Annotated in this window: 19 protein-coding genes; 4 read left to right on the top strand and 15 right to left on the bottom strand. The window is 73.6% G+C overall.

Annotated elements, in window-relative coordinates; translation table 11 throughout:
* Positions 1 to 19 precede the first annotated feature (19 nt).
* From OG393_RS01565 to OG393_RS01510, 12 genes are all read right to left on the bottom strand, one after another.
* A complete protein-coding gene (locus tag OG393_RS01565; protein WP_327372685.1) occupies positions 20 to 1,354 on the bottom strand; it encodes an amidohydrolase in 1,335 nt (444 codons plus the stop codon).
* A 69-nt stretch (positions 1,355 to 1,423) separates the two neighbouring features.
* Positions 1,424 to 3,382: a TOMM precursor leader peptide-binding protein gene (locus OG393_RS01560; RefSeq protein ID WP_327372684.1), complete on the bottom strand. Its 1,959-nt coding sequence runs from the start codon at positions 3,380 to 3,382 to the stop codon at positions 1,424 to 1,426.
* Positions 3,379 to 4,134 (bottom strand): ABC transporter permease, encoded by a 756-nt coding sequence (locus OG393_RS01555; protein ID WP_327372683.1) that lies wholly within the window; start codon positions 4,132 to 4,134, stop codon positions 3,379 to 3,381. The genes OG393_RS01560 and OG393_RS01555 overlap by 4 nt, the downstream gene beginning before the upstream one ends.
* A complete protein-coding gene (locus OG393_RS01550; protein ID WP_327372682.1) occupies positions 4,131 to 5,093 on the bottom strand; it encodes an ABC transporter ATP-binding protein in 963 nt (320 codons plus the stop codon). Before OG393_RS01550 ends, OG393_RS01555 begins: the two co-directional genes overlap by 4 nt.
* A gap of 47 nt (positions 5,094 to 5,140) precedes the next feature.
* Entirely contained in the window at positions 5,141 to 6,253 is a 1,113-nt protein-coding gene (locus tag OG393_RS01545; protein WP_327372681.1) for a M50 family metallopeptidase, read from the bottom strand.
* Complete coding sequence (locus OG393_RS01540) at positions 6,250 to 7,374, bottom strand: lantibiotic dehydratase C-terminal domain-containing protein (protein WP_327378274.1); 1,125 nt, start codon at positions 7,372 to 7,374, stop codon at positions 6,250 to 6,252. The genes OG393_RS01545 and OG393_RS01540 overlap by 4 nt, the downstream gene beginning before the upstream one ends.
* 8 nt (positions 7,375 to 7,382) lie before the next feature.
* Positions 7,383 to 10,187: a lantibiotic dehydratase gene (locus OG393_RS01535; RefSeq protein WP_327372680.1), complete on the bottom strand. Its 2,805-nt coding sequence runs from the start codon at positions 10,185 to 10,187 to the stop codon at positions 7,383 to 7,385.
* A gap of 16 nt (positions 10,188 to 10,203) precedes the next feature.
* Positions 10,204 to 11,835, bottom strand: a complete 1,632-nt coding sequence (locus tag OG393_RS01530) for a nitroreductase family protein (RefSeq protein WP_327372678.1) — start codon at positions 11,833 to 11,835, stop codon at positions 10,204 to 10,206.
* Positions 11,836 to 11,889: 54 nt separating this feature from the next.
* A complete protein-coding gene (locus OG393_RS01525) occupies positions 11,890 to 13,836 on the bottom strand; it encodes a TOMM precursor leader peptide-binding protein (protein ID WP_327372677.1) in 1,947 nt (648 codons plus the stop codon).
* Positions 13,826 to 16,096 (bottom strand): TOMM precursor leader peptide-binding protein, encoded by a 2,271-nt coding sequence (locus tag OG393_RS01520; RefSeq protein WP_327372676.1) that lies wholly within the window; start codon positions 16,094 to 16,096, stop codon positions 13,826 to 13,828. The genes OG393_RS01525 and OG393_RS01520 overlap by 11 nt, the downstream gene beginning before the upstream one ends.
* A gap of 127 nt (positions 16,097 to 16,223) precedes the next feature.
* Positions 16,224 to 18,134, bottom strand: a complete 1,911-nt coding sequence (locus tag OG393_RS01515) for an AfsR/SARP family transcriptional regulator (protein ID WP_327372675.1) — start codon at positions 18,132 to 18,134, stop codon at positions 16,224 to 16,226.
* Positions 18,135 to 18,704: 570 nt separating this feature from the next.
* Positions 18,705 to 18,875, bottom strand: a complete 171-nt coding sequence (locus tag OG393_RS01510) for a thiazolylpeptide-type bacteriocin (protein WP_112471283.1) — start codon at positions 18,873 to 18,875, stop codon at positions 18,705 to 18,707.
* Positions 18,876 to 19,179: 304 nt separating this feature from the next.
* Between OG393_RS01510 and OG393_RS01505 the strand changes: the two genes are divergently transcribed.
* Complete coding sequence (locus OG393_RS01505) at positions 19,180 to 20,448, top strand: ATP-binding protein (protein ID WP_327372674.1); 1,269 nt, start codon at positions 19,180 to 19,182, stop codon at positions 20,446 to 20,448.
* A 78-nt stretch (positions 20,449 to 20,526) separates the two neighbouring features.
* Here OG393_RS01505 and ppk2 read toward each other — a convergent pair whose 3' ends face one another.
* Entirely contained in the window at positions 20,527 to 21,330 is an 804-nt protein-coding gene (ppk2, locus tag OG393_RS01500) for a polyphosphate kinase 2 (protein ID WP_327372673.1), read from the bottom strand.
* Positions 21,331 to 21,582: 252 nt separating this feature from the next.
* Here ppk2 and OG393_RS01495 point away from each other — a divergent pair, with 252 nt between their 5' ends.
* Positions 21,583 to 23,319, top strand: coding sequence for a sensor histidine kinase (locus OG393_RS01495; RefSeq protein ID WP_327372672.1), 1,737 nt, complete (start codon positions 21,583 to 21,585; stop codon positions 23,317 to 23,319).
* Positions 23,320 to 23,413: 94 nt separating this feature from the next.
* On the opposite strand, the gene OG393_RS01490 is transcribed toward OG393_RS01495, so the two are convergent.
* Complete coding sequence (locus OG393_RS01490) at positions 23,414 to 23,896, bottom strand: pyridoxamine 5'-phosphate oxidase family protein (protein WP_327372671.1); 483 nt, start codon at positions 23,894 to 23,896, stop codon at positions 23,414 to 23,416.
* Between the two features lie 263 nt (positions 23,897 to 24,159).
* On the opposite strand from OG393_RS01490, the gene OG393_RS01485 reads away from it, so the two are divergent.
* The gene (locus OG393_RS01485; protein ID WP_327372670.1) at positions 24,160 to 24,864 is read left to right on the top strand and encodes a response regulator transcription factor; all 705 of its coding nucleotides are present in this window, start codon (positions 24,160 to 24,162) and stop codon (positions 24,862 to 24,864) included.
* A gap of 402 nt (positions 24,865 to 25,266) precedes the next feature.
* The gene (locus OG393_RS01480) at positions 25,267 to 25,695 is read left to right on the top strand and encodes an SsgA family sporulation/cell division regulator (protein ID WP_327372669.1); all 429 of its coding nucleotides are present in this window, start codon (positions 25,267 to 25,269) and stop codon (positions 25,693 to 25,695) included.
* Between the two features lie 396 nt (positions 25,696 to 26,091).
* Here OG393_RS01480 and OG393_RS01475 read toward each other — a convergent pair whose 3' ends face one another.
* Positions 26,092 to 26,766: a DUF4389 domain-containing protein gene (locus OG393_RS01475; protein WP_327372668.1), complete on the bottom strand. Its 675-nt coding sequence runs from the start codon at positions 26,764 to 26,766 to the stop codon at positions 26,092 to 26,094.
* Between the last annotated feature and the right edge of the window lie 165 nt (positions 26,767 to 26,931).

Here is a 26,931-nt window from a genome sequence, read left to right as displayed (position 1 = left end):
GCCCGGGGACGCCGCGCGGTCACGTGGCGGCGAACCGGTCCAGCGCGGCGGCCGTCAGCGCGGCGATCGCGGGCCGCAGGGCGCTGCCGACGTGGGGAGCGAAGTGCGGGGAGTGGTTCGGGGCCGGCGCGGTACCGGGGCCGGGCCCGCCCGGCGCGGCCTCCCGCCACGCGTCGGCGCCCACCACCCCCACCATCCAGTACACCAGGGGGACTCCGCGCCGCCCGTGGACCCCGGCTCCTGCGTCCCCGAACAGAGGGAAGTCCTCCGTGGCCATCGACCCCGGCCACGGCAGCACCCTGCCGGCCCCCAGGAGCCCGATGTGGGCACGCCGGACCGCATCGGTGACGTCCGGGTCGCACCGCAGCACCGGCGAGCGGGAGACGACGGTCATCTCGGGCTCCCGGGGCGCCCCCGCGGCGGCGCTCTCCTCCAGGACGACCCGGCGCACGGCGGCCAGCGCCCGGTCGAGGGACGCCTCGCTCGTGGCCCGGACCCCGATGCCGAGCGCGGCGCGGTCCGGTATGACGTTGGCGGCCGTCCCCGCCCGCAGCGTGCCCACGTTCAGCGTCACCTGGTCGGTGGGCCGGGTCTCGTGGGCGACGACGTCCCGCAGCCGGGTCACGACGGCCGCCGCGGCGACGACCGGATCCACCGCCAGGTGCGGAGTCGCCGCGTGACCGCCCCGTCCGTGCAGCACCACGTCGAGCACGGCGCCGGCCGCCGCCATCGGGACCCGCTCCGCAGCGTGCGCGACCGTACCCGACGGCAGCGGCGCGGCATGCTGGGCGAGCACGACACCGGGGTCGCCGAAGCGGTCGTACAGCCCGTCACGGAGCATGGCCCCGGCCCCGGCGAGCGTCTCCTCCGCGGGCTGCCCCACCACCACCAAGGTGCCCCGCCAGCGGTCGGGCATCCGGGCGAGCAGGTCCGCGGCGCCCGCCGCCGCGGCGAGGTGCAGGTCGTGCCCGCAGGCGTGCATGGCCTCGCCGCGCGCGGCGTACGGCAGCCCCGACCGCTCGCGTACCGGCAGCGCGTCGAGTTCCGCCCGTAGCCACACGCGGGGCCCGTTTCCGTTGCCGAGCACCCCCACGACACCGTGGCCGCCCACCCCGTGCGTGACGGCGCAGCCCGCCGCCGCGAGACGCCGGCCGAAGCGGTCCGCCGTGCGGGCCTCCCGTCCGGACGTCTCCGGATGCGCGTGCAGGTCCAGGTAGAGCTCCAGGGCGGGCCGCAGCACCTTCCCGGCGCGGACCAGGAGGTCGCCCCCGCCCACCGGGGCGTCGTGACCGGCCGGGAACGGGGCGGTCCGCCCGGCCGGCGGGAACGGGCGGTCGTGGGACGGCGGGCGCATCGGCGGCCTCCGGGGGACGGCCGGGCCACCGCGAGGTCACGACTTGGCCCGGGGAGGGACGGCGGGGACTCAGGGGAAGGGGTGCGGGGCCCGGTGGACGTCCGCGTCGGTGAGATCACGGGCCCGGTGACCGCCGCGCCGCAGCGCGGTCCGCAGCCGCGGCATCAGCAGGGCCCGCTGCCGGTTCCAGCCGAAGTCGATCGGCAGCAGTCCCGGCACCACCGTGCAGACCGTCCGCAGCCCCATCCGTTCCTGTTCGGGCGAGGTCTGGTCGACCACGACGACATCGTGACCGGCGCCGACCAGCGCGTCCCTGACCACGGCGACGTCGTCCCGCAGATCGCCGGTGCGGGGGCGGACCCGGCGCTCCCAGTCCCGGTACACCGCGTCGAAGGGGCGCGCCTCGGACGGCTCCAGGTACGCGTGCGCGTATCCGGCCATGCGGGGCAGCCCGTACAGCTGGGGATGGTCCTTCAGGTGACGCACCCGGGAGAAGTCGTCGGCCATCGCCTCCAGCTCACCACGGCGTTCGGCGGTCTGCCGGGCCAGGTGCGGGATGTAGCTCAGCACCTCGGACAGGGCACCCTCGACGGCGGACCTCGGGTCCAGGGAGGCCGCGGCGGCGAAGGACAGGGTGCCCGGACCTCCGTCCCGGCGGACGCCGACCACGGTGACGGCCGGGACCGCCAGGTCGATCCGGTTGTCGAAGGCGAGCACGTCGTACCCCTGCAGCGCGGCCCGTTCGACCATGGCGGCGGCCGTGGCGCCGCCGACCGTCCCCAGGTCGATGCGGGGGAGCCGCGCCGCTCCGTACCAGCCGTTCAGGAAGGAGTCCCGCTCCACGAGTTCGAGCAGGCCGCCGAGGACCGCCTCCTCCAGACAGCCGCCGATGGCACAGCCGTTGGAACACTCGAAGACGAAGTTGTCGTCGGCCGAGGGGATGCTGTAGTAGACCAGCCGTGACGGCACCAGCACCGGACGCTCGTCCCGCAGCGACCAGCCCCACTCCCAGGGAATCGGCCGGCCCGGGTCGAACGGCTCCGCCAAGGGGTCCTCGCGGTAGGTCTCGGGGCTGTACAGGCCGCACGCGGCGGGATCGACCGCGTCGTCCCGAAGCGCGTCGTAGGAGCCGACGACCGGCGCGGAGCCGCCACGCCGGCGGGTCCCCGCGTACCGCTCCAGACCTTCGAGGAACGCGAGACGGCGGCTGGTCGCGAAGGAGTTCTCCTGGCCGCTCCAGGTGACGTCGTGAAGTCCCGCGTACCCCCGGACGAACGCGCTGCCGGCCACCGGAGCGGTCGTGGAGGACGTGACGTCGGTCCAGGTGCCGGCGCCCAGCGCGCCGCACACCGGATTGGCCAGGGCTTCCGTGGGGAGCGGGTACGCGAAGGCCGACCGGAGCCGGTAGGCGTCGGGGTCCGGTTTGGGGCGCGGTGCGAGGCTGAGCGGCCGGACCTCGTGCGACGCCTGCGCCCGGCCGCGGGGACCGCAGCCGGGGCAGAGCGGGTCGGCGAGCAGCGGGTACGTCCTGATCAGCAGGTTCGTCAGGTCCAGCCGTGTCACCCGCGGCAGGGCGCGATCCGCGGCGAGGACGGCGGGAGACTCCGGGCGGGGCTCGCGCAGCAGCGCTTCGCACAGTGCGACCGCGGTGTCGCCGATGTGACCGGGCAGCAGCGGCCAGGCTCCGGCCGGGCGAGGTCCTTCGGGGCCGCCCGTCTCCAGGGCGTTGCGCTCGCTGCGGCTCCGTAGCCGCTGCCACCGGACGGCGAGGCAGCGGCCGCAGGCGGGCGCGCCGCCGTCGCCTCCCCAGGGGCCGAACAGGACCGCCGAGGCGGTGAGGTGGACCAGGGCCGTAGCCCGGTCGGAGGCCCAGGGGTCCACCGCGCCCGTGTCCCCGTCCTCCGCACCGACGGCGCCGAGCGGTACGACCATGGGCGCGTCGGCGCCGAAGTGGTCGAGCAGCCTGGCCCGGAGGGTGTCACGTGCCGCTTCCATCGGATGCGGGAGCGGTCGGGGCGCGGGCGTCATGAGGTCTTCGTCCAGCGGAAGACGCGTGCCGCGACGGCCCCGAAGACGACGGCGAAGGCGAGGAGTCCGGCACATCCCACACCGATGTCGGACAGGTCGCCGCGGCCGGTCAGGGCGGCGGACACGGCGTCGTTGAGATAGCGCAGCGGCAGCACCAGCGAGACCGTCCGCAGCCATGCGGGCATCGCGTCCAGCGGGAAGAACGACCCGGACAGGAAAGCCATGGGCAGCATCAGGAAGTTGGCGATGCCGGCGACCGACTCGGGTGTGTCGGCGATGCTGCCGATGATCACCCCGAGCAGCAGGAAGGTGGTGATCCCCAGAAGCAGGACGGGGAAGAGCAGCGGCCACCGCGACGCGGGCACCAGGCCGAAACCCGGCAGCATCGCCACCCCGACGAAAAGGGCCGACTGGACCAGCCCCACGCCGAGCGCGAGGACGTAGCGCGAGCCGATGACGGCGGAGAGCGGGGCGGGCGACATACGGATCATCCGGAGGATGTCGTCCGCGCGCCATTGCATCAGCGTGAACCCGATGCCGAAGACCGCCGCGTTGGCGACACCCCAGGAGAGGACCCCGGCGGCGGTGTACGAGAGGTAGGAGAAGCCGCTCTCCTCGACGTCGCGGCCCCGGAAGACGAGCCCGAAGACCACGAGGAAGATCAGCGGGAAGGCGAAGGTGAAGAAGAGGGTCGTCTTGTCACGGACCTGCGCGCGGTAACCCGCCGCGGTCAGCGCGGTGTAGGCGCTCATGCCTGGTGCTCCTGGGATGCCGAGGTGGACGGGGGCCGCTGGGAGGTGAGTTCGAGGTAGACGTCCTCCAGGCTCGGCGTGCGCGTCTGCACGCCGTCCAGACCGGCGACGGCGTCGAGCGCGGCGAGCACCCGGCCGGTGGCCCGGGTCTCCAGGACGAGGTAACCGCCTTGAACGGCGACGCCGTCCACACCGGGAAGCGCCGCGGCGGCGCCCTCGTCGATGCGGCCGAGCGGCACCAGAAGCCGGGCGGCCGAGGCGGACGTGCCGATGAGGTGCCGCGGTTCGTCGGTGACGACGAGTCGGCCTTCCACCAGGATGCCCACGCGGTCGCAGAGCGCCTCCGCCTCGTCCAGGTGATGGGTGGTGTACACGATGGTGCGGCCCTCCGCCTTGAGTCCCCGCAGCACCTCCCACAGATCGCGGCGGCCCTCCGTGTCGAGTGCGGCGGTCGGCTCGTCGAGGAAGATCAGCTCGGGGCCGTGAACCAGCGCGGAGGCGATGGCGAGCCGCTGCCGCTGACCACCGGAGAGGCTGTCCACGCGGACGTTGCGCTGTCCGGCGAGGCCCACCGAGTCCAAGGTGGAGCCGACGGCCTCGCCCGCGGCACCGAACAGCGCCGCGACGGTCCGCAGATGCTCGTGGACGGTCTGTCGCACGAAGAAGGCCGACGACTGGGTCTGCACCCCCATGCGGGGCAGCAGCCGGGTGTCGCGCGGCCAGGGCGACGCCCCGAACACGGTGACCGATCCGGAGTCGGCCTTGCGCAGCCCTTCCATGATCTCCACCAGGGTGGACTTCCCGGCCCCGTTGGGACCGAGCAGTCCGAAGAACTCGCCGCGCCGGATGCGCAGGGAGACCCCGTCGACGGCCCGCCGGTCCCCGTAGCTCTTGGTCACGTCGACGACCTCGACGGCCGGCGGCCCCTCGCGACCGGTGGTGGGGGAGGTGGAACTCATGCGGGTACCTCATTCATGGGTGACGTGGTCCTTCGGGGTCGGGAGGGTCATCGGGACAGCAGGGCGGCCACGAGGGCGCAGCCGCCGACCACCGCGAGCAGCACGAAGCCCCCCGCGGTGACGGCGTAGGACGTGTGGAGTCGGCGGGCGCGCCGCGGGTAGCCGGCGACGGCCTCCCGTCCCTGCCGGCGCAGGGCCAGGTAGATCCGGGTCTCCGGGGCGAGGTGCGCGGCGCCCAGGGCGTGTCCGAGCATGCGGTACCCGTCCAGCGGCGGCAGCGGGACCAGGTTGCTCAGTGCCTGCGCCATGCCGACGAAGAGCATCCCGGCGAGCGGCGCGCGGACCGGGTCGGCCGGCTCCAGGAGCGCCCGCCAGAGCGCGAGGGGCAGCAGGAGCAGCAGGTTGACGTACGCGCCCGCGACGGCGACCACCAGCTTCGCCCGCAGTCCCGGCAGGAACAGGTAGTTGTCGACCGTGCAGTACATCATCATCGCGGGGAACCGCCAGCGCAGCCCGATCTCGGTCACCACACCGCCGTAGTGCCGGGCGGCGACCCCGTGGGCGAGTTCGTGGAGGCAGACGCTGAACCACAGGAACACCGCGAACGGGATCAGCGCGAGGGGACTGGTCAACAGGGCGAGCGTCCCGTCCAGGAGTGCCGTGGGAGCCGAGAACACCGCGACGGCCATCACGAGTACGGCCGCCACCAGAGGGAGCTGCACCCACGGACGGAGCAGTGGACGCAGCAGCCGGTGGAGGCGTCCGGTCGTCGCGTGCGCGTCGCCGACGGTCCGTCGGCTGCCCTTCCAGAAGGTGCCGGTGCGCGCCGGGGGCGGCTCGGGCGGGGCGGGATCAGGGGAGCCCGCCAGCAGCCCCCGGGCGCCGAGCAGGCCGAGCAGTCGGGTCCACTGCTCCTCCGGGAGCCTGCGGCGGAACCGGTCCGCGTACGCGGCCACGACGTCGTCGACGGTGCGGGTTCCGTCGAGCCGGCTGATGACGAAGTGCTCCTTGGGGCCGACCTCGAAGGCGGCACCGCTGACCGGATGCTTGATCAGGTGCACGGTGCGCGGGCCGCGCAGCAGCGGTGGGCCGATCAGCACACCCGGCCGCAGCGCGGGCCGGTACGCGCGGACGGCGGCGGAGCGGTCGGTGGCGCTCACGCGAGGTCCCGCCGGGTGGCGGTCTGCTCGCGCAGGACCCTCCCCAGGACGTAGGACAGGTACGCCTCGTCCCGGATCGTCACGTGCAACCGGTTGTTGGTCATGTGCATGTACGGCGACAGCAGGCGGGGCAGCACCGCCGGCGCATGGGTGACGGTCACCAGCGGAGCCGCGTCACGCTCCTCGGAACGCACCTGCCCGGTGTCCTCTCGGGCCGGACCGTCCCACGCGGGAAACGCGAGCATGCCGCGGCCGGTGAGGTCCACCACCCGGGCACGCAGCTCCAGGCAGTGCTCCGCCCAGTGCCGCAGGAACGCCGGGAGCCGGTGCAGCTCGCCGCTCGCCATGCTCTGCCGGATCCGTGCGAACCGGGCGCCCAGCGTGGGCGCCATCCGCTCGTAGGCACGCTCGTACTCGGTCGACCCGATGAAGCCGGTCCCCGGGAACAGCCGGTGCCAGAAGGCGTAGTAGGAGTCGAGGTAGTCCGCGAGCCGTTCCTCCTCGGGGAGGAAGCAACCGGCCATCACCATCATCAGCTGGGCGGAGGTCCCCAGCAGAACCGTCCGCAGGTGCAGGTTCATGCTCCGGTACGCCTCCAGGACGAGGTCGCTGGAGTGCCGGAAGTGCCATTCGGCGAGGTCCACCCCGGCCGGGCCGCCGTACTTGGCGTACTCGGGCGCGTAGACCTCGTAGGAGAAGGAGTTGTTCGGTCTGAGGTTCATCCGTCCGTCGGCGCCGAGGTACGCCGCCCGGTCCTCGCCCGGGAACTCGATGTCGAAGAGGGAGTCGTAGAAGTCCTTCAGGAATCCCGAGTCGACCTGGTAGAGCGCGGGCCGGGTCCGCAGGAAGCGCCGCACCGCCTCCTCGGCCCGTCGGCTGACCTCGGCCTCGGCGTCCGGTCCGCTCGGGCGCAGCCGCAGACGCACGTGCGGCCCTTCCAGCCAGTAGTTGATGAAGAAGTGGCCGGCCAGCAGGCCCTCCTCGGTGAGCCGGTCGACCAGCGGGCGGACGCACTCGACCAGCAGTGGACGGGGACTGGCCGCGTAGAAGACGTGCAGCGCCAGCCAGGGCGACGGCCCGGTGCCCCCGGGGTCCGGCCGGAACGACGCGGGCTCGGTCATCTCGGGCATCACGGTGTTACCTCCGGGCGAGGCTGCGGCGGACGGCGGGTGGTGAAGGTCTCCACGGCGAGTTCGGCCACGTGCCGGCCGCGACGCGAGGACAGGTGGAGCCCGTCCTCGGCGGGGAGCATCTCCCGGAAGGTCACCCGGGTGCCGGGCTCGCGTTCCACCAGGGCGTCGAACGCGGCCAGGGACAGCGGGCTGTCGAAGTCGACGTGCACGGGCTTGGCCCCGACCGGGCCCCGGCCCGGGTGGGAGACCGTGGCGAAACACCGGTCGGGCAGACGGTGGGCGCGCCGCCACCGTACCCAGCCCAGATAGTGCTCCACCTCCCCGGCTCCGGGGCCGCGGACGGGCAGGACGGCCGCGTCCGCCGTCCAGCTGCGCCTGCTGACCACCACGTTCCCGTGCCGGACCCGGGGCCTGCGGGTGACGCCGTCCCGCGCCTCGCCCTCCGGGACGCCCGCCCAGACGTCGAAGGGGGCCATGGTGCTGGGGGACAGCAGGAGCAGCGTGCGGGGGATCTCGGGAAGGGCGATCGGGACGAGGTAGCCCAGGTAGACCGGCACCACCTCGCGGCCCAGGCGCCGGGAGCGCAGCACGAGACGGTCCGCCGTCTCGTCGTGCTCGACGGAGAGGTCGTCGAGGTGGATGCGCGCCTCCTCGGGCACGGTGCTGCTCTCTCCCGGACAGACGATCTGGTGATCCGTCAGTCGGCCGTGCAGGTTCAGGTTGCTGGTGACCGGGCCCCCGGTGACCTCCGCGAACACCGCGTCGGCCGGAGCGCGGGCCGCTGTCTCCGCGCGCAGGAGGCGGGACAGGCCGGGTGCCGGTGAATCCGCGTCCGGTGTGCCGTCGAAGAGGTGGGTGAACCTGCTGAAGGGGAACGCCAGTCCACCGTAGGACTTGTTGAGGACGACCAGCGGTCGCCCGCCGTCCGGCCGGGACAACTGGACGTGATGGCTCTGCGGGGTGAAGTGGTGGGTGATCGGGGCGAGTTCCTCGGCCGTGCCGGACAGCAGTGCCGCCGGAAGCTCGATCTCGGCATCCTCCCCGCCGCTCTGCCACAGGGCGCGCATCCCCGCGTGGAAGCGGCACCGGGCCCGGTCGAGGGCCGTCATCTCCTCCTGCCCGAGCCAGTTCTCCTCTGGGCGGTAGGTGCCCTGCTCGTCGAAGGGGACGCGCCGGGACGTGAAGGACACGTACTGGTCGAAGAAGTCCTCGTGGAAGTCGTGGACCAGGCCGAGCAGGTCGTCGCAGCGCCCGCCCCGGCCGTACCGGGCGAGGAAGAAGCCGAGCAGGGTGATCCGCTGGGGGAGCGTCAGGTCGAACAGCGGCAGCACGCCCTCCACGGCCCGCAGCGCCCTGCCGGTCTCGCCGCCCAGCACGGCGGGCCCGCACACCAGGTCGTCCTCCGCGGCGACGTCCTCGTACACGAGCGTCCGCGGCAGGTTCGGCTCGGTCGCCCCCAGCTCCCGCTGCGCGTCCAGCAGCAGGCCGCGCAGCGCGCCCAGCAGGGCGCGGCGCTCGTCGACGCCGGCCTCCGGGTAGCGGGAGAGGCGGACGGCGGCGCCGTCCAGCAGTCCCGCCAGCCGGTCGGCCCACGCGACGCCCAGTGAGCGCAGGGCGTCCTGGTAGGCGCGCAGCGGGTCCGGACCGTGCACGTCCGTGTGGAGCGTCGGCGCCCGCACCATTCCGAGGTCCAGCAGAGCCGACGCGTACCGTTCGCACGCCTCGCGTCCGGCGTCGTGCTCGCTCTCCAGCCAGTCCACCAGGTCACGGTGGCGCACCGGCGCGTCGCGGCTGTCGAGCCACTCGAGCAGCCGCTCCAGCGTGCCGCTGCTGCGGAGGAAGAACAGCCGGTCGCGGACCGAGTCGAAGGTGACCGAGGCGTTGTCGTCGCCCGCCGTCATCACATGGCGCACGTATCGGATCCGGTCGGCTTCGCGCCCCCAGCCGGGGGACAGGGCCACCGGCAGATCCTGGCGGCGGCCGGGATCGGCCGTGATCAGCTCGGTGAGCCGGGCCAGCGCGACCACGTTCAGCCGTACGTGGCCGACCCAGTCCTCTCCGGTGCGCAGCTCGGCCCCGTCGTCCGCCGGGTCTCCCTCGAACGTGCCGAGGCCGATGCCGGCGAACGTGCTGAAGGGACTGGTCTTGCAGGCCGTGCGGTACAGGTAGGTGAGCGCGGAACGCTCGATCTTGCGCAGGCGGTTGCCCGGCCGTGGGCCGGTGTCGCGCAGATAGGCGTCCAGCCGCCCGTCGAGAGCGGGCGAGGCGAGCAGCAGCCCGAGACGCAGCCGGCCGTCGGCCAGAACACGCCGCAACGCGGTCCGGCTCGCGCGCAGTTCACGGTCGAACAGGTCCGCTCCGGTCGCGCGGAGTTCCTCGAGACGCGTGCGGTCCCGAAGCCACCGGGCGGTGTGCCGGCCGGTGTCCGCGTCCGCCTCCGTCACCAGGCGCACCGCGTTCCCGGGCTCCGCCGGCAGACGGTTGTTGAAGATCTGCCGCCGCAGGGCGAGCAGACCGCGGCGGACGGCGGCGTCCTCGGGGCCCGCCTCGTCGCCGAGGGTCGACTTGACCAGCGTGTGCAGCAGTTCGCTGAGGTCCGCGCCGGCCGCGGTGAGGCGTTCCTCCTCGTCCAGCACCGCGTCGGCCCAGCGGCGGACGCCGGGGCAGCGCAGCGCGTGCGTGGTCTCGATGGGCAGACCGGCCGCGCGCAGGACGAAGCGTCCGCCGGGCTCCCAGTGGGTCCCGGTCTCCGCGGTGGCGCCCGGGCCGGTGCCGGTGGCGCCTGACTCTGTGGGTGTCATGGGATTCCTCTGGCCGTCAGGCGATGTCGTAGCGGAAGTCGGCGGGGTCGGGCCGTTCGTGACCGAGGGCCATGACGAGCAGCGGCGCCTCGTCGCCGCCCGTCAGCCCGAGCCGTTCGACGAACGAGACGTTGTCGAATCCCAGCGCGACCCCGGCCCCCAGGCCCAGGGCGGAGGCAGCCAGGTAGAAGCTCTGGGCGACGGCTCCGGCGGTGCCGACGGCGAGCCGGTACCCGCGGTCGCCGACGGCGTCCAGGACGGCGGTGGTCCGCACCGTGGGTACCAGGACCGCTCCCGCCTGCTCCAGGTTGTAGTTGGCCAGGAAGTAGTTCTCCTGGAGGAACGAGCCCTGCGCGCCGGCGGCGACCAGGCGTAGTTCGTCCCGGTCGGGGAGGTACGCGTACGCGCCCTGCGGCACGCCGTCGACGTGGTTGACGAAGGCGTACAGCCGGGCGAGCCGGTTGTCGCCGGAGGGGTCGGTGTCGTCGGCCAGCCGGGTCCGGGCGCCGGCCGCCAGGACCGCCGACAGGTGCTCGGCGGAGGTCCGGCGCCGGGCGTCGAACCTCCCGAAGCTGGAACGGCGTTCACGCAGGGCCCGGCGGACACCCGTGCCGGGGAAGGCGGGCGCGGGCAGCGCCACCCGGACACCGCCGCCGTCGTCGTCACCGTCGGTCCGGGCCGCCGCGGTGGCCAGCGCGCCGGGCGACGGCCGGTCGGCCGCGCCGTCCAGCGTCGCCGCGTGCATCGCGCGCAGCGCGGTGAAGTCCAGCAGGGTGCGGGAGCGTTCCGCGTCCCGGTGCCGCACGGCGGGCCGGTGGCGCGGGTCCGCGCGCGGGGCGTCCTGAGCCGGCGCGGCCCCGTCCCAGCGCAGCGGGACGACGGCGAACACCGTCTCCTCCCCGTCCGCCATGCCGAGCAGTTCGTTCAGGAGCGGCTCGTCGAACCACAGCAGCGGCGCGAGCCGAAGGCCGCGCGCGGCCGCCCAGATCCGCCAGCTCTGCACGAGCGTTCCGAGGTCGGTGGAGACCACGTGGTACGAGAAGCTGTTGTACTTGAAGGAGTTCTGCCAGTACTTGACGCCGAGGATCAGGTACTGGTCGGTGTCCAGCGCCTCCCGGGGCGCGTCCGGTCCCAGCGCCTCGCGCACCCGGTCCGTGACGTCACCGGCCAGCAGGCGCTGCAGGGCGTGCCGTTGGACGTCGTAGTGGTGCAGGCCCGGCAGCAGGGGGCCTGACGGGCCGGAAGCCCAGTGGATGCCCACCGGGTAGAGTCCGCCTCCGCCCGCGGTGCCGCGGGACCAGTTCGCGTGCGTGTGGAAGGGCAGTCCGGCCAGGTCGGTGTTGGCCTGGATGCCGAGGCGGCGCCCGGTCAGTCCGTAGGAGTCCTTGAGCATCGCCGCCAGCAGCGGGAGCCCGAACCCGGCCGGTCCGCCGGCGCCCCGTCCGCCCGCGCCGGCGTCGGGCAGCAGGCCCGGACCGACCGGGACGTCGGCGAGGTCCTCGGTGTCGGGCAGGGCGAACGGCTCGGCGTCCGGGTAGAACTTGGTCTTGCGCGGGCCGTCGGCCCAGTCGACGACGTGGTCGGTGGGCTCCATCGGGACGCGGCCGCGGTGCAGTACGGCTTGCGCGTACTCATGGGCGTACCCCACGGGATCCCCCTTTCCTGGGTTCTCGGCGCGCTCGCGCCGGGTGCGGACGGCCGGTCACGGGAACGGGTGCGGGCCGGGGTTGAGGTCGGTGTCGGCCAGGTCGTCCGGCCGCAGCCCCGCCTCGCGCAGCGCGGTCCGGGTACGCGGCATGTGCCGGGCACGCTGCCGTGTCCAGCCGAAGTCGAGCGGCAGCAGGCCGGGGACCAGCACCTTCACGGTGCACAGACCGAGAGCGCGCTGCTCGGGGAGGGTCTGGTCGACGACGACCACGTCGAACCCGGCGCCCGTCACGGCTTCCACCGCGGCGAGCAGGTCCTCCCGCACGTCCGGACCTGAGCCGTCCGCCCGGGGCCATCGCAGATCGGCCACGCGCAGTGGCTCGGGAGGAGCGGGCCGACGGAGCAGGAAGTCGGCGTGGCGGCCCATCTCCGGTACCGCGTAGACCAGGGGATGGTCGTGCAGGCTCGTGATCTTCGTGAAGTCCCCGGCCATGGCACGGTACCCGGCCTCGTCGCGCCGGAACCGCTGGAGGAGCTGGACGGAGTCGGTGGCGATCTCGCACAGTGCCGCGGCGAGCGCGGCCTCCGGGTCGAGGGCCGCCCCGGCCCCGAAGCACATCCGCGCGGGCCCGCCGTCGAGACGCTCGGCGACCCCGGTGACCACGGGAACCGGGAAGGAGATCCGGGTGTCGAAGAACCTGGCCCGGTAGCCGTACATGGCCATCCGGTCCACCATGACCCGCGTGCGCGGGTCGGCGCTGGTCGCCGGGTCGATCTCGCTCAGCGGCTGCATGCCGTGCCAGGCCAGCAGGAAGGCGTCCCTTTCCAGGACCTCCATCAGGCCGCTGAGCACGGCCTCCTCCGGACTTCCCCCGGAGGCGCAGCCGTTGGAGCTCTCCTGGACGAACCGGTGCGCGATCCCGGGCTTGTGGTAGAAGGCGAGGACCTCCGGGACGGGACGCGGGGCCGCGTCGCGCAGCGACCATCCCCAGACCCAGGGGATCGGACGGTCCGGAGCGAACGGAGGCACCCAGGGGTGGGCGCGGTGGAACGCGTCCGTGTAGAGGCCGGTCTCGCGCGGGTCGACGGCGCGCGGACCGAGGTCGTCCAGGCAGGCGGTGAGGGTGACGGCGCGGCCCCGGGCCCGCGTCCCGGCGAAACGCTCGAGCCCCTCGAGGATTCCGATCCGGGTGCTCACGTGGTAGGTGTCGGCGTGACCGCCCCAGAACGTCTCGCGCAGGTAGTCGCCCGAACGGCTGGAGAAGCATCCGACCGTCGCCGAGGTGGTCGGCGAGGTGACGTCGCACACCACCGAGGGTCCGACGGCACCCCAGTGAGGATTGGCGAACGCGTCCACCGGCAGGTCGTACGCGTCCACCGGCCGCACCCTTCCGACGCCCGTACGGTACTTCGGCGCGGGCCGCAGGACGACGGCGGCCGACTCGGCGGTCACCGGTTCCGGCGTCCCGCAGCCGGGGCAGTCCGGCTCCGGCACCAGCGGATGACGACGGACGGTCAGCCGCTCCAGATCGATCAGCCACACCTCGGGGAACGGGCCCCGATCCTCCCGGTGCGAGGCGGCGAGCCGGGCGATCAGCGCGGCGACGTGCTCCGCGGCGAACGGCACCCGGAAGGGCCAGGGCCCCGCCTCCCGGGTGTCACCGCCCAGTTCGAGACCCTCCCGCAGGCCGACCGAGCGCACCCCCTGCCAGCGGCGGCGCAGACAGTCACCGCAGCCGGCCCGTCCCTTCCGCGGCCAGGGACCGACGATCACCTGCCGGCCGTAGAGATGCACCGGCAGAGCGGCGTGCGGGGTACGGGCGGGCGCGACGAAGGCGTCCCGCACGCCCAGGGCGGAGACCGACACGTCGGGAACCCGGAGGTCCGGGTCTCCGGGCAGCTCCGCCAGCGCCCGGCGCAGGTCCTGCGCGAAGTGGCGGCATGACGCGCTCCGCACCTCCTCGGCTCCCGCGGCGGTGGCCTCGGCGAGGTCAGCGGTCATCGTCGGCCGCCTTCGTGAGCAGCACCCGGACGGTGTGGATCCCCGCGCCTGGCAGGTCGGCGGCGTGCGTCGGCACCACCAGGGCGTCCCGCCCGGAGGCGGCCAGCCTCCCCAGCACATCCGCCCAGGTCACGGCGGTCCGGTGGGGACCGGGGCCGACGGCGTCGCCCGGAGCCGTGACCGCTACCAGCGCCGCGTCGAGGTCGGCCAGCAGCGGGCCGCCGGTGTCGGGCACGCCCAGGACCCCCTCCGCGGCGAGCTGGACCGTGCCGAGCAGGTCGCGCAGCGCGTCGACGGCCGCCGCCGACCGGTCCAGGGCGGCGCCGGCCGCCCAGCGGACCGGCTCACCCGGCTCCGTGGGCCGGGTCCTGGCGAGCACCACGGACACCCCGGTGCGCTCGGCCTCACCGAGGTCGAGAAGCTCGACGTCACGCTCCATGTGCCCGGCGGCCCGAAGCAGGAATCCCGCCTCGGGGTCGCCCTCGAGCTGAGCCGGGGAGAGTACCGTGACGCGTCCCGTACCCCGCACGGACCGGCGCAGCGCGTCGTAGGCGACGGCGGACAGCAGACCGGCCGCCGCCGCCTCCGGCAGTCCGCCGCCCGCACCGGCGCCGGCACGGGACGGTTCGAACAGGCGGTCCCGGTTGTCCGGGCCGAACGGCCGCACGGCGCCCGCCGGTACCCGCGCGGGTTCCTTGGTCAGCAGCGACACGGCCGGGACCCAGGAGACGACCGGATCACCCCCGGCCCCGGTGGCGGTGACCAGCGTCTCCGGCGACACCCGGGGCGCCGCGTCCGGCCGGCCCGCCGAGGGGGAGCCGTCCAGGGGGAGGAGTCCCGGCACCACGTACTCGGCGTACACCTCGGCGGCGGCGTTCAGGGCACGCAGGCGGGCACCAGCGGTGTGCTGGACGTCGAAGGCGGCGATGGTCCGGGTCCCGGCCGCGCCCAGACCGACCTCCACGGCGCCGACCTTCAGCGGCGTCTGGGTGACCGGCTCGTCCGCGTACCGGGTGAAGACGCCGACCGACGGGCGGACCGCGAGCGACCGGCGGTCGAGCTCGGCGAGCGGCCCCTCGGTGGCACCGTCCTCCGGCGGCGCGGCGACGACCGGCCGGAACGCGGGCCGCTCGGGGGCCGCGGTCAGGTCGACCGGCTCAGGCGGGACCGGCCGGGTCCGGCAGTGCGGGCAGCGCGGATGCGGCAGCAGCCGCTCGGCCAGGACGTCGAAGGACGCCATGTCCTGGATCAGCACCTGCCCCGAGGACTCGGCCGGCAGCACCTGGGTGACCAGCCGGAACACCTCGAAGCCGAGCAGATTACCGAGGATCGCGGCGAGCGGTCCGCGCGGCTCCGTCCCGGTGCCGGTCCCCAGTGCCAGGCCGCTCCAGAGCTCCGCCGCTTCCGCCGCGTCACCGTTCGCGCCGAGGCGCAGCGCCGCGCAGGCGGCGCACCCGACGGACCGTGGGGTGCCGACCGGGCCGACCACCGCCCGGCCACCGAAGGTCCAGGCGGGGAGCAGCAGACGGCCTTCCGGCACTCCCCGGCCGAGCAGGGCCGTCGCCGTCCCGAACGCGTCCCGGCCACAGGCGGCGACCACCACGTCGTACCCCTCGTACCGGCTCCAGTCGCCCGTCCCGCCGGGCCCGGCGCCGGGCAGTGTCGTCACCTCGGCCGGACTGCCCTGCGCGCGGAGCTCCGCGGCCTCGGACCGCAGCGCACCGAACTCCGCCGCGGCGGAGGGGCCTTCGGCCGACGCGGTCGTCACACCGACGTGGGCGCACCCGTTGCGGATCAGGGAGAGCGCGCACCGGCCGGCCACCGGACCGTCGCCGAGTACGGCGACGCGGGTCCCGCGGAACGCGGCGAACCGGGACGCGGCGTCGTCGGCGTAGTGGTCGATGTAGGCGATCTGCTGCGCGAAGCGGGCGGCGACCGCGGGCTCCACGGCCGGTCCCGGACCCGGCACGGAGGGGTCCGGGACCGGCCGGGCGAATCCGCGGGCGTACAGCGCCTTGACCAGGCCGCCCACCATGGCCCTCTGCGGGTCCTTGAAGCCCTCGCAGATCTCCGCCACGGTGCGGCTCCCGTCCAGGTGGGGGACGAGCAGGGTGGCGAACCGGTAGGCGGAAGGGGAGCTGAGCTGGAAGCCGCCCTCGGCGTTGTGGAAGATCACGCCCTGGGGCGTCCTGGTGAACAGCACGTCGCGGCGCACCCTCGGCCGGGTGCCCGCGGTCTCCTCGTACGGCGTCGTGGGCATGCGGGGGTCGCACCTCCGGTTCGGGGCCTGTCGGCCTCTCGGGTCTGAACGGTTCGGGAAGGAGGGGGTCCGGGCGCCTACGCCGGCCGGACCGTGTTCTTTGTTCTTTCGCGTCATGCCAGGGCCGTCAGGGCGCCCCGGACGGAAGCGCGCGCCGGGCCGCGGCGACGACGGCCTGCGGGAGACCGCCGGTCCGGGCCGACCGGCGCAACGCGTGCGCGCGGATGAGGGTGTTCATGCGGAACGTCCCGGGCTGTTCCTCGTCGAGGAGTCCGGTGTCGAGCAGCCGTGCGAGCAGGTCCCAGGCATGGGTCTCGGGGACGGCCAGGACGGCGGCCGCGGCCGGAGCGGTGAACTGTCCGTCCAGCCGCGCCAGGCGCAGGTGGGCGCTGGGCAAGGGGTCGGGCAGCCGGTCCAGGGCTCCGTCGAGGGCCAGCGGGACGGACATCCGGGGGTCGTCGGGCAGCATCAGCGGAGCCGCCGGGTCGCGCCGGAGCCATGCGGCGTAGTCCGCCAGGCGCAGCTTCGGTCGCGTCAGCAGCCGGGCCGCCACGATGCGCAGGGCCAGCGGGACGTGCCCGCACGTGTCCGTGAGGCTGCGCACGGCCTCGGTCTCGGCGTCCACCCGCTCCCGGCCCAGGACGCCGGTGAGGAGCGCGCGGGACTCCGTCGGTGACAGGGCTCCGAGCCGTGTCACCGACGGCCCGTGCGTCGCCACCAGGGCGGCCAGCCCCATGCGGCTGGTGACGACGGCCGCCCCGCAGCCCGTGACGTCGAGCAGCCCCCGTACCTGGTCCGGGTGCACGACGTCGTCGAGTATCGCCAGGCACGACTCGGGGGAAGCGCCGGAGGGGAGGGAGGACCGCAGTGCGGCGGCGGCCTCGTCGACCGGCCGCGGTACACCATCGGTTCCGGTCAGCGGCACCAGCACGCCGCCCGCGGGGAACCGGTCCGCCACCAGCCGTGCGGCGTGCAGGGCCAGGGCGGTCTTGCCCATGCCGGGTCCGCCGGAGAGCACCGCGATCACGGGCGCGCCGCCCGCACCCCCGTCCCGCCGGCCGCCGCCGCTCAGCCGGTCCACCAGCTCGGCGGTCTCGCGCTCACGCCCGGTGAAGCCGGGGACGTGGGGCAGCCGGGTCCCCGGCCGGCAGGAGTCCGGAGCGGGCCGGCCGCCCTCGGACATGTCGGGCACGGCCGCGCCGGTCCCCCCGGGCGCCGCGGCGAGCGGGGAGACCGGCCCGTCACCCGCGGCGGGGGCCGGCCGCCGCGGCGGCGCGAGGGACGTGGCCTCGAAGGACGGGCCGAGCGGCTCGTCGCCGCGCAGGATGGACAGCTCCAGGTTCTGCAGTTCCGCGCCGGGGTCGACACCGAGTTCGTCCCTGAGGTGCGCCCTGATCCTCCGGTACTCGCCGAGCGCCTCGATCTGCCGTCCCACCCGGTACAACGCCCGCATCAGCTGGGCGGCCAGCCCTTCGTGCTGGGGATGGGTCCGGGTGGCTTCCCACAGGTCCACCAGGGCCTCGCCGCACAGTCCCCGGTCCAGCTGGATCCGGCAGACACGCTCCAGGACACGCAGGCGTTCCTCGTCGAGCCGCGGCACCTCGTCGCGGTGCAGGAGCTCGGAAGGCACGTTGGCGAGGAGTGGGCCCCTCCACAGGCCGAGCGCCGTCCGCAGCAGGGGCAGTTCGGAATCCCCGGCACCGTCCGCCTCGGACACCAGGCGGCGGAAGTGCAGCAGATCCAGGGTGTCGCCGTCGGCCGGCAGGCGGTAGCCGCCGGCGACCGCCACCACGGCCTGCTCCTCGATGTCGTACTTGGCGAAGAGGCGGCGCAGCCGTAGGACGCAGCTCTGCAGGGCCGCCTTCGCCGTCGCCGGCTGTTCCTCCCCCCACACGGCCCGCCGGAGACGCGCGGTCGGGACCACTTCCCCGGGGCGGATCAACAGTGCCGCGAGGAGCGACGTCGGTTTGGCCGGCGGAAGGACGACCACGTCGTGCCCGTCGGTGATGCTGAGCGGGCCGAGTAACTGAAAGCGCACGGAGTTCTCCCGTAGACCGTCGAACACCTGCCGGACCGGCACACCCACGGCACCTCCGGGAACACGGCGTCCTGTCGCCGTGAGGTCCCCTGCCGGGACCGGTACGGCTCGCACAAGCCCCTGGCCTCCCCTCTGGTGCCCACGTGACGGACGGTGTGAAGGCGTCACCCGCGATGGATCCGGTCGTGTGGCAGTGGTGAGTTTCTACTGGCGTAGATCGGGTGGTCAAGAGGTGTCGCGAAACGCTTGCGGACGGCGGGACCGTTCATCATCGATACTTCAACACGCAATAAAACCAAGGGAGTTCGAGCCAAGAGCCTATGAGATGCTGGAGGCTCGACCTCGGCCGGCACCTCTCCGCCCACCCATGGCGTCGTGCCACGGGACCATGGCCCACGGCGTGTCCGCCGCGTCCGTCGCCGCGATCCCGCCGGGCGCCGCGGGTCCTTCCGGCCGGAGCGCCGGTCTCCCGGACGCGCGCCCCGTCCCCGGACAGCGGAAGAGCCCGGTTCGCGCGCGCCTCAGGAAGGGAGACGGGCACGACCGGGCTCCGGTTCGCCGGACGTCGGGTCAGGCGGAGCAGGAGGTGGTGCTGCAGGTGGAGCTCGACGTCGACGTGGAGCTGGTGCTGGTGCAGCCGGCCAGCACGACCTCGCTGGCGTCCGAGTAGTCGGAGATCTCGAAGGTCTCGGCCTCGAGCTCGAGGATCTCGTCCGCGAGGGTGCTCAGGTCCTTGCTCATGGTGCCTCCGGGGATTCAGGGTGACCGCCGTGGCCGGCCGTCACCGCCGTGGTGGGTAGGGCACCATTCCAGCGGCCCGCGCTCACCGCCCGGCAGGTCTCCCGCTGACACCTCGCTGGCATCCCGCTGACGCACGGCTTCCGCGCCCCCCGGTCCCTTCCGGGGCCGCCGCCTCGGGCGCGCCCGCTCCCGCGGTTCCGTCCCCACCGGGCGGCACGGGGAGCGCGTCCGGGCCCGCCCGCGATTCGTCAAGCGGCGCCCGCCCGCCGATGATGGGGGAGGGGCCGTCGCTGCGGAGACGATCATGGCAGGCTGGCAGATCAGGGACTACACGGCCGACGATCTCGAGAAGGTCGTGCGCCTCGACGGCGAGAGCGGTACCACCGGCGAACCCGCGCTGTTCCGGCTCTCCGACACCGTGGCCGCGCTCCAGGCGCTCCACCCGGCCGTCGTCGCCCTCGCCGAGGGCGGTGTCGTGGGTGCCGTGGTGAGCCGGGTGGACGGAGACCGGGCCTGGATCCTGCGCATCGTCATCGCGCCCGCCTGGAGGCGTCAGGGACTCGGCAGCGCGCTCCTCGCCGCACTGGAGCGGCGTCTCTTCGGGTCCGGCGTACGTACCCTGTACGCGATCATGCCCGACGAGGAGACCGGCGTCGTCGCGCTCCGCAACCGCACCTTCGAGGAGCGCTCCGGTCTCGTCTTCTTCGAGAAACGCGCCCCCGTCACGGCGGAGGCGGACAGCGTGCTCTCGGCGATCGGCGCCGAACTCCCGCCCACCGCCCTGTGGGGCCGGGTCGCGGGCATGGAGCGGGAGAAGCGTCTCATCGAGCGCCGTCTGGTGCTGCCGCTGGCCCGGCCGGAGCTGGCCTCCGAGCACGGAGTGGAGCTGCCCCGGGCGGTCATGCTGTTCGGACCGCCGGGCACGGGCAAGAGTACTTTCGCTCACGCCGTCGCAGGGCGCCTCGGATGGCCGTTCCTGGAGCTCTTCCCCGCCCGGCTCGCGGCCGAGCACGGCCTCGCCGCCGGGCTGAGCAGGAGCTTCGAGGAGGCCGGCCGCCTCGCCAACGTCCTGGTCTTCATCGACGAGGTCGAGGAAGTCGCGGGCGAGCGCATCGGAGCCGACGCGACCGCCGTCGGTGTCGTCAACGAACTCCTCAAGGCGATCGTCCGGTTCCGGGCCCGCGACGGCCGGCTGCTCGTCTGCGCCACCAACAACGTGACCGTTCTCGACCCGGCGTTCCTGCGGCACGGACGCTTCGACTACGTGATGCCGATCGGCCCGCCCGACCCCGCGGCCCGAGCCGCCCTGTGGGAGAGCTACCTGGCGCGCGGCGGTGCGCGGGCCGACATCCCCGCGCTCGTCGAGGCCAGTGAGGGATTCACCCCCGCCGACATCGCCCACGTGGCCCGCACCGTCTCCCAGGCCATGTTCGAGCGGACCTATGACACCGGGACCCGCGCCCGGCCGACCACCGACGACTACCTGCGGACCGTCCGCCGCACGCACGCCACGGTCAGCTCCGCGGCCGCGGAGGAGTTCGCCGCGCAGATCGAGAGGTTCGCCCGGCTGTGAGCGTCCCCGGCCCACGCGAGCCGGCCGGCGCCGGCCGGCCGCACCCGCCCCGCGACGGCCGCCGCGGCGGGGGGCCGTTCAGAGGGTCGCCGCGTGGTCGGGCACATAGGTCTGCAGATCACGCGGCGGGCGCTCGTAGCCGGTCGACGCCGGCCGGTCAGGCAGCTCCAGCACGGGAGGCGGTACCTCGTGGTAGGCGACGGAGCCCAGCAGATGAGCGATCATGTTCAGCCGTGCCCGGCGCTTGTCGTCGCTCTCGACGACGTACCAGGGCGCCTCGGCGATGTCGGTGTGCACGAGCATCTCGTCCTTGGCGCGTGAGTACGCCTCCCAGCGCGTGATCGACTCCAGGTCCATCGGCGACAGCTTCCAGCGCCGCAGCGGGTCCTCGAGCCGTCGCCGGAACCGTTCCTGCTGCTCGGTGTCGCTCACCGAGAACCAGTACTTGCGCAGCAGGATCCCGTCCTCCACCAGCATCCGTTCGAAGACCGGGCACTGACGCAGGAAGACCCGGTGCTCCTGCGTGCCGCAGAAACCCATGACGCGCTCGACGCCGGCGCGGTTGTACCAGGAACGGTCGAAGAGCACGATCTCCCCGGCGGCCGGCAGGTGCTCCACGTACCGCTGGAAGTACCACTGGGTGCGCTGTCGTTCGGTGGGTGTGGGCAGTGCGGCGATGCGTGCCACGCGCGGATTGAGATGCTCCGCGACCCGCTTGATGGTGCCGCCCTTGCCCGCCGCGTCGCGTCCCTCGAAGACGACCACCAGCCGGGCACCCTCGGCCCGCACCCATTCCTGGAGCTTCACCAACTCCGTCTGCAGGCGCAACAGTTCCTTCTCGTACACGGAGCGCGGAAGGCGCGCCGCCTTCTTGTCGGTCATGCCGCCTCCCCGGGTGTGCGTCGCCGCCCGGCCGCGATTCCGGCCGGCCTGCCTCCGGGCTGACCCTACGTCAGGCGGGGGCCGGGATGGAGCAGGCACGCGGCCGTACCGGCGGTCCTCGCCCGCCTCCGGCCGGCGGTCACGCGGGAACGAGACGTGGTGAACCGGTCACGGGGTGTGAAGTACGGGCCTCCCTCGGCCTGTCGGGCCGGTAGTCTTTCGACCGGACGAAGTACGGGAGTCGATAAGGCCATGGTGGGGGACCTGTTGTCGCAGATGCCGCGGATGCGGCTGGACGAGCTGCTCGACGAGCTCCAGGCCCGGATCGACGCGGCCCGGGGGACCCGGGACCGCGTGCACAGCCTGCTGGAGGCGGTCGTCTCCGTCGGGCGGGAACTCGAACTCTCCCAGGTGCTCCGCCGCATCGTCGAGGCGGCGGCGCTGTTGGTGGACGCCGAGTACGGCGCGCTCGGTGTGATCGGACCGGATGGCCGGACCCTGTCGCAGTTCCTCACCGTGGGCGTCACGGCACGGGAGAGCGGCCGGATCGGGCCGCTGCCGGCCGGCCACGGCCTGCTCGGCGAGGTGATCCGCCACCCCGAGCCGCTTCGGCTGGCGGATCTCGGAGCACATGCCTCCTCGCACGGCTTCCCGCAACACCACCCGCCGATGCGCACCTTCCTCGGCGTGCCCATCCGCGTACGCGACGAGGTCTTCGGCAACCTCTATCTGACCGACAAGCGGAGTGGGCTGGAGTTCGACACGGAAGACGAATCGGTCATCAGTACCCTCTCGGTCGCCGCGGGTGTGGCCATCGACAACGCCCGCCTGTACGAGGGGTCCCAGCGTCAGCAGCGCTGGCTCCGCGCCAACGCCGAGATCACCGGCAACCTGTTGTCCGGGAGCCCACGCGCCGAGGTGCTGCAGCTGATCGCCCGCCGGGCACAGGACATCACCGGGTCCGCCGCCGCGGAGATCGCCACCGCCGTGCCCGGCGGCGAGGGGCTGCTGGTCGAGGCGGCCACCGGGAGGGGGGACGAGGTGCGGCAGGGACTCGTGCTGCCCGTCCAGGGCACGATGCCCGGTGCCGCGTACTCCTCGGGGGCGCCCGTCACCACCGCCAAGGCCGCGACGGATCCCCGTTGCGCGGCCGACGTGCAGCTCCCGCAGGAGTGGGGGCCGGCCGCGGCGGTCCCGCTGAGCTCGGAGGACGCGTCCGGCCGAGGTGTGCTCTTCCTCGCCCGGGGGCCGAGCGACCCGGTGTTCACCGACGCCGAACTCGAACCGCTGCTGGCCTTCGCCGGACAGGCGGCCCTCGCCTTGGAGCTGGCCGACCGGCGTCGTGACGCCGAACAGATCGCCCTGCTGGAGGAACGTGACCGGATCGCCCGCGATCTGCACGACCTGGCCATCCAGCGACTGTTCGCGACCGGAATGACACTGCAGAGTGCCGCCCGCCTGGTGGACCGCGCGGACGCCTCGCAGAGGCTTTCACGCGCCGTGGACGACCTGGACGAGACCATCAAGATCATTCGATCGACGATCTTCGGGCTGCGGACGAGGGACCGGGAAGGCGGCGCGGGGCTGCGGGCCCGCGCCGCGCAGGCGGTCGGCGACGCGGCCACCCTGCTCGGCCATCCGCCGCGCCTGAGCATGGAGGGGCTGCTGGACACCGACGTACCGGCGCATATCGCCGACCACGTCGTGGCCGCCCTCAACGAGCTCCTCAGCAACGCGGCACGGCACTCCGGAGCCACCCGGGTCGCCGTCACCTTGGAGACCCTCGGCGGCGACGTCGTGCTGAGCGTCGCGGACAACGGCGTGGGGGTCCCGGAACAGGGCCGGCGGTCCGGTCTGACCAATCTCGACGAACGGGCCCGGAGCGTCGGCGGGGACTTCCGTCTGGAGAGGCTGTCCGAAGGCGGCAGCAGACTGGTCTGGCAGGCGCCCATCCCGTCGTCGGGACCCGCCCTTGACGGGACCTTCTGAGCGGTGCGGGACGCTGCCCGGATCACGGCTCCGCCCACCTCGGAGCCTGCCTGCCGGGTGGCCTTCGGCCGACAGGCTCTCAGGGAGGCCGGTGTCAGCGCCCCTGGTGCGGAGCGCGCTCGGCCAGCCGGAAACCCCGGACGATATCGGGCCGGACGCACACCAGGGAACCTGGGTGCGGGCCCACCCGGGCGTGTGACGACGCCCCGAGCAGGGCCTTCTCCTCCAGGTCGGTCACGAGGCGGGCATAGCCCGTGACGACCACGCTCCAGCCCAGGTGGGTGAGGGGGTCGATCTCGTCCGTCTGGTACGCCACGACGACTCCGGGCGCCCCGTCCGGCGCGGTGAGCGCCGTCGGAGCCCCCTCGCCGTCGATGTGGACGACCACGTCCTCCCCACGCAGCACGTGGGCGGCCGGCCGCACGGCGGGCAGCGCGTGCTCGGTGAAGACCAGCCGGCCCAGCGAGACCGTTTGGAGAAGGGACAGCGACTGACTCGGGGTCAACGGCAGCACGGCAGGGGCAGCCGTCACGGACGGGCGGGGGCCGTGCGTCGACTCGCCTGTCCGAACCGCCATATCGCGCCCCTTTCCGATCGTTCCCGGTTCACGAATCGACGGGAGCCGATCCGTGATCAGAAGCGTGCCCCCTGCCGTTCCGTGTCACCAGGGCCGAACGGTCCTCATCCGAGCCCCGGCTCACTGCCCCGGCCCGTCGTCGTGGGGTGGTCGCGTGCCGCCGCCGGAAGCAGGGCCGATCGGCCCTGTCCGGAGTATCGACGACACGTCACGATGGGCGCGTCGCGCGCCCGCTGTGGCCGATCCCGAAGAAGGAGTACGAGATGACCGACACTGGCCCGGCGGCGGTCGAGGAGGAGCTCGTCACCGTCTTCCTCCTCGACGACCACGAGGTCGTCCGCCGAGGCGTGTACGACCTGTTGGACGCGGAGCCCGGCATCAGCGTCGTGGGGGAGGCGGCCACCGCCGAGCAGGCCCTCGTCCGGGTGGCGGCACTGCGCCCCAGGGTGGCGGTGCTCGACGTCCGGCTCCAGGACGGGGACGGCGTCTCGGTCTGCCGTGAACTGCGTTCCCGCATGCCGGATCTGGCCTGTCTGATGCTCACCTCGTTCGACGACGAGGAGGCGCTGCTGGACGCGATCATGGCGGGTGCCTCCGGCTACGTCCTCAAACAGATCAGCGGCACCGATCTGGTGACCGCGGTACGGACCGTCGCCTCGGGCAAGTCGATGCTCGACCCCGGTGCCACCGCCCGCATCATGGCGCGGATGCGTGGGGACACCCCGTCCGGTGGCCAGGCCGTGAAGCTGCCCGGACTCACGGACCGGGAGAGGGAGATCCTGATCCTGGTCAGCGAGGGCCTGACGAACCGCGAGATCGGCGGCCGGCTGTATCTCGCAGAGAAGACGGTCAAGAACATCGTCTCGCGGCTCTTCACCAAGCTCGGGGTCGAGCGCCGGGTCCAGGCGGCAGTGATCGCCAGCCACACGATCGCTCCGCCTGGCCGGGCCCCCGGGCAGACCACCTGACGGTCGCCCCTCAGCTCCGCCGGCGGGCCGGGGACGGGCGCTCGTGCCCGCGCGGGGGCCGAGCGCCTCCCGGACGGCGCCGCCGCCGAGGCCGGGAGCGACGGGACGCCGCGCCCGTCGCCTCCCCGACTCGGCCGTGACACGGCGGGACACCTTTCGTTGGTCGTCACGTGACCATGCCGCACACCGGACCGATCCGGCGCCCCTCCTCCGGCCCCGGGCTTCCCCCACCGGATTCCGCATACCGGCCTCTTCCGCCCCCCGGACGGTGGTCACGGGCCGGTCAGCCCCGGTGTCGCGTGGCCGCCTCGTCACGTGAACCGCGCGCACCGGCGACCGGCCCCGGGCCGTATGCCGGCCCGTCGGTCTCACGAAGACGAAGAAGGCAGAGAGGAAACCCCTATGCAGGACACCGTCGACGCCGAGGTCCCCATGGACTTCCTGCCGCCGGACGAGCACCCGTGTCGCGTCACGGTACGTATGCGGTACAACAGTTGCGACCCGCTGGCGGTCCAACTCACGATCCCCCTTCCCGACGACTCCTCCGTGACCTGGGTCTTCGCCAGGGAGCTGCTGGCCGAGGGAGTGGACCGCTCGTGCGGTGAAGGGGACGTGCGGATCGCGCCGGTCGGGAACGGGCGGCCCGGCCAGGTGCTGATCCGGTTCCGGGTGCGTGAGCGGGAGGCGAGGTTCGCCACCGACGCGGATTCCCTGGTGGCGTTCCTCGATCGCACGGGCGAGGTGGTGCCGATCGGCGGGGAGGAACAACACCCCTGTTTCCGCTGGCATCTCGAGGCCGAGCTGAAGAGTATCGGCCGGTCGTCCCGGTGAACACGACCCGGAGGACGTCCCGGGACGGACCCCGGCGACACCGGCACGCGGCCGTGTCCGCCGTCCGGCACACCGCTCGCGGAAGGGAGCGGGCTGCCTCCGCCCGGCCGAGCCGGGCACACGGCCGACGGGGAACCCGTCCGCGCCGAGGGCCCGACAGGCTCTCAGCGGGGCGTCCTGGCACCTTCCGGGCATCCGCACGACGGCCTCGGCCCGGGATGCCGTCGGCCCGTGGGCGCCGTTCCGCTTTCTGGCGCGGCAGGATGAAGAGTGGAGGTCACCGCATGCATCCTGAGCCGATCAGTGACAGCACGCTACGGGCGGAGCAGCGCAGCGTCGCTTCCGAGGGGCGGGACGGGCGGCCGGGGGCCCGCACGTGACCGGCCGCCCTCGCTGTCATGCGGTCCCGGCGTCACCGGAGACACCGCTCGTCTCCGAATCGCCCTGGTCGAGGCGGAAGGGCGGGTAGGCGTCCGTCATCAGGCAGGCGTAGGCCACGACACGGAGCACCCACCGGTTGAGCCCGACGACGAGAGCGAACAGATCACGCGGATACCGGTCGGTGAACGCCAGGGCGAAGCCCGCGATGACCGCCAGCAGGGTGATCAGGCCGCCGCCCCACCAGTTGCCCCGCATGCCTCCCGTGAAGAAGGCGAGGATCAGGTAGTGAGGGATGGCGAGCAGCCACCACTTCACCAGGACCAGTGAGCGCGAGAGCCGTTCCGGGTACACGATGTCGAGCCGGGCCGGATAGTCGGGCTCGGCGCCCAGACTGAAGGGCGGGTACCGGTCGGTGCCCAGGGCTCCGTACGCGTAGTACGAGACGCGCCAGGACCAGCGGAGCACACCGAGGTTGAAGTCGAAGAGGCCCCGCGGGTAGCGCTCGGTGAAGAGGACGGCGAAGAACGCGATCACCGAGACGACGAGAAACGCGATCCAGAGGAAGAAGAGCACGATCGCGTGCGGGATCACCAGGATCCACTTGACCAGCCACAACCAGCGGGACAGCGGCGCGTCGAGCGTGGCCGTCACCGACACGGGCCGCCGATGGGCACCCGGAGTTTCCATCATCGTCACTCCTCGGAAGGTCGTCTGGGGGGTGGACACGGCCGGTCGCGCCTTCGGCGTCGTCGTGTGGCTCCACGAGGTCGCGCGGGGGCGCACCGGACTCCCGTTCGCCGGCCGCTCGGGGCGGCCGGTACCGCTCGTCGACGCGGCGCGTTCCGGCGAGGCCGG

This window comes from Streptomyces sp. NBC_01216, from assembly GCF_035994945.1.
Lineage (GTDB): Bacteria > Actinomycetota > Actinomycetes > Streptomycetales > Streptomycetaceae > Streptomyces.
This window is presented reverse-complemented; position numbering and strand designations above follow the sequence as displayed.

Coding starts and splice junctions, on each gene's coding strand:
- OG393_RS01510 (WP_112471283.1), bottom strand. CDS start 18,875: ATGAGCAAGGACCTGAGCACCCTCGCGGACGAGATCCTCGAGCTCGAG.
- ppk2 (WP_327372673.1), bottom strand. CDS start 21,330: ATGACCGACAAGAAGGCGGCGCGCCTTCCGCGCTCCGTGTACGAGAAG.
- OG393_RS01495 (WP_327372672.1), top strand. CDS start 21,583: ATGGTGGGGGACCTGTTGTCGCAGATGCCGCGGATGCGGCTGGACGAG.
- OG393_RS01565 (WP_327372685.1), bottom strand. CDS start 1,354: ATGCGCCCGCCGTCCCACGACCGCCCGTTCCCGCCGGCCGGGCGGACC.
- OG393_RS01490 (WP_327372671.1), bottom strand. CDS start 23,896: ATGGCGGTTCGGACAGGCGAGTCGACGCACGGCCCCCGCCCGTCCGTG.
- OG393_RS01540 (WP_327378274.1), bottom strand. CDS start 7,374: ATGACCGAGCCCGCGTCGTTCCGGCCGGACCCCGGGGGCACCGGGCCG.
- OG393_RS01535 (WP_327372680.1), bottom strand. CDS start 10,187: ATGACACCCACAGAGTCAGGCGCCACCGGCACCGGCCCGGGCGCCACC.
- OG393_RS01555 (WP_327372683.1), bottom strand. CDS start 4,134: ATGAGCGCCTACACCGCGCTGACCGCGGCGGGTTACCGCGCGCAGGTC.
- OG393_RS01550 (WP_327372682.1), bottom strand. CDS start 5,093: ATGAGTTCCACCTCCCCCACCACCGGTCGCGAGGGGCCGCCGGCCGTC.
- OG393_RS01525 (WP_327372677.1), bottom strand. CDS start 13,836: ATGACCGCTGACCTCGCCGAGGCCACCGCCGCGGGAGCCGAGGAGGTG.
- OG393_RS01560 (WP_327372684.1), bottom strand. CDS start 3,382: ATGACGCCCGCGCCCCGACCGCTCCCGCATCCGATGGAAGCGGCACGT.
- OG393_RS01520 (WP_327372676.1), bottom strand. CDS start 16,096: ATGCCCACGACGCCGTACGAGGAGACCGCGGGCACCCGGCCGAGGGTG.
- OG393_RS01475 (WP_327372668.1), bottom strand. CDS start 26,766: ATGATGGAAACTCCGGGTGCCCATCGGCGGCCCGTGTCGGTGACGGCC.
- OG393_RS01485 (WP_327372670.1), top strand. CDS start 24,160: ATGACCGACACTGGCCCGGCGGCGGTCGAGGAGGAGCTCGTCACCGTC.
- OG393_RS01505 (WP_327372674.1), top strand. CDS start 19,180: ATGGCAGGCTGGCAGATCAGGGACTACACGGCCGACGATCTCGAGAAG.
- OG393_RS01480 (WP_327372669.1), top strand. CDS start 25,267: ATGCAGGACACCGTCGACGCCGAGGTCCCCATGGACTTCCTGCCGCCG.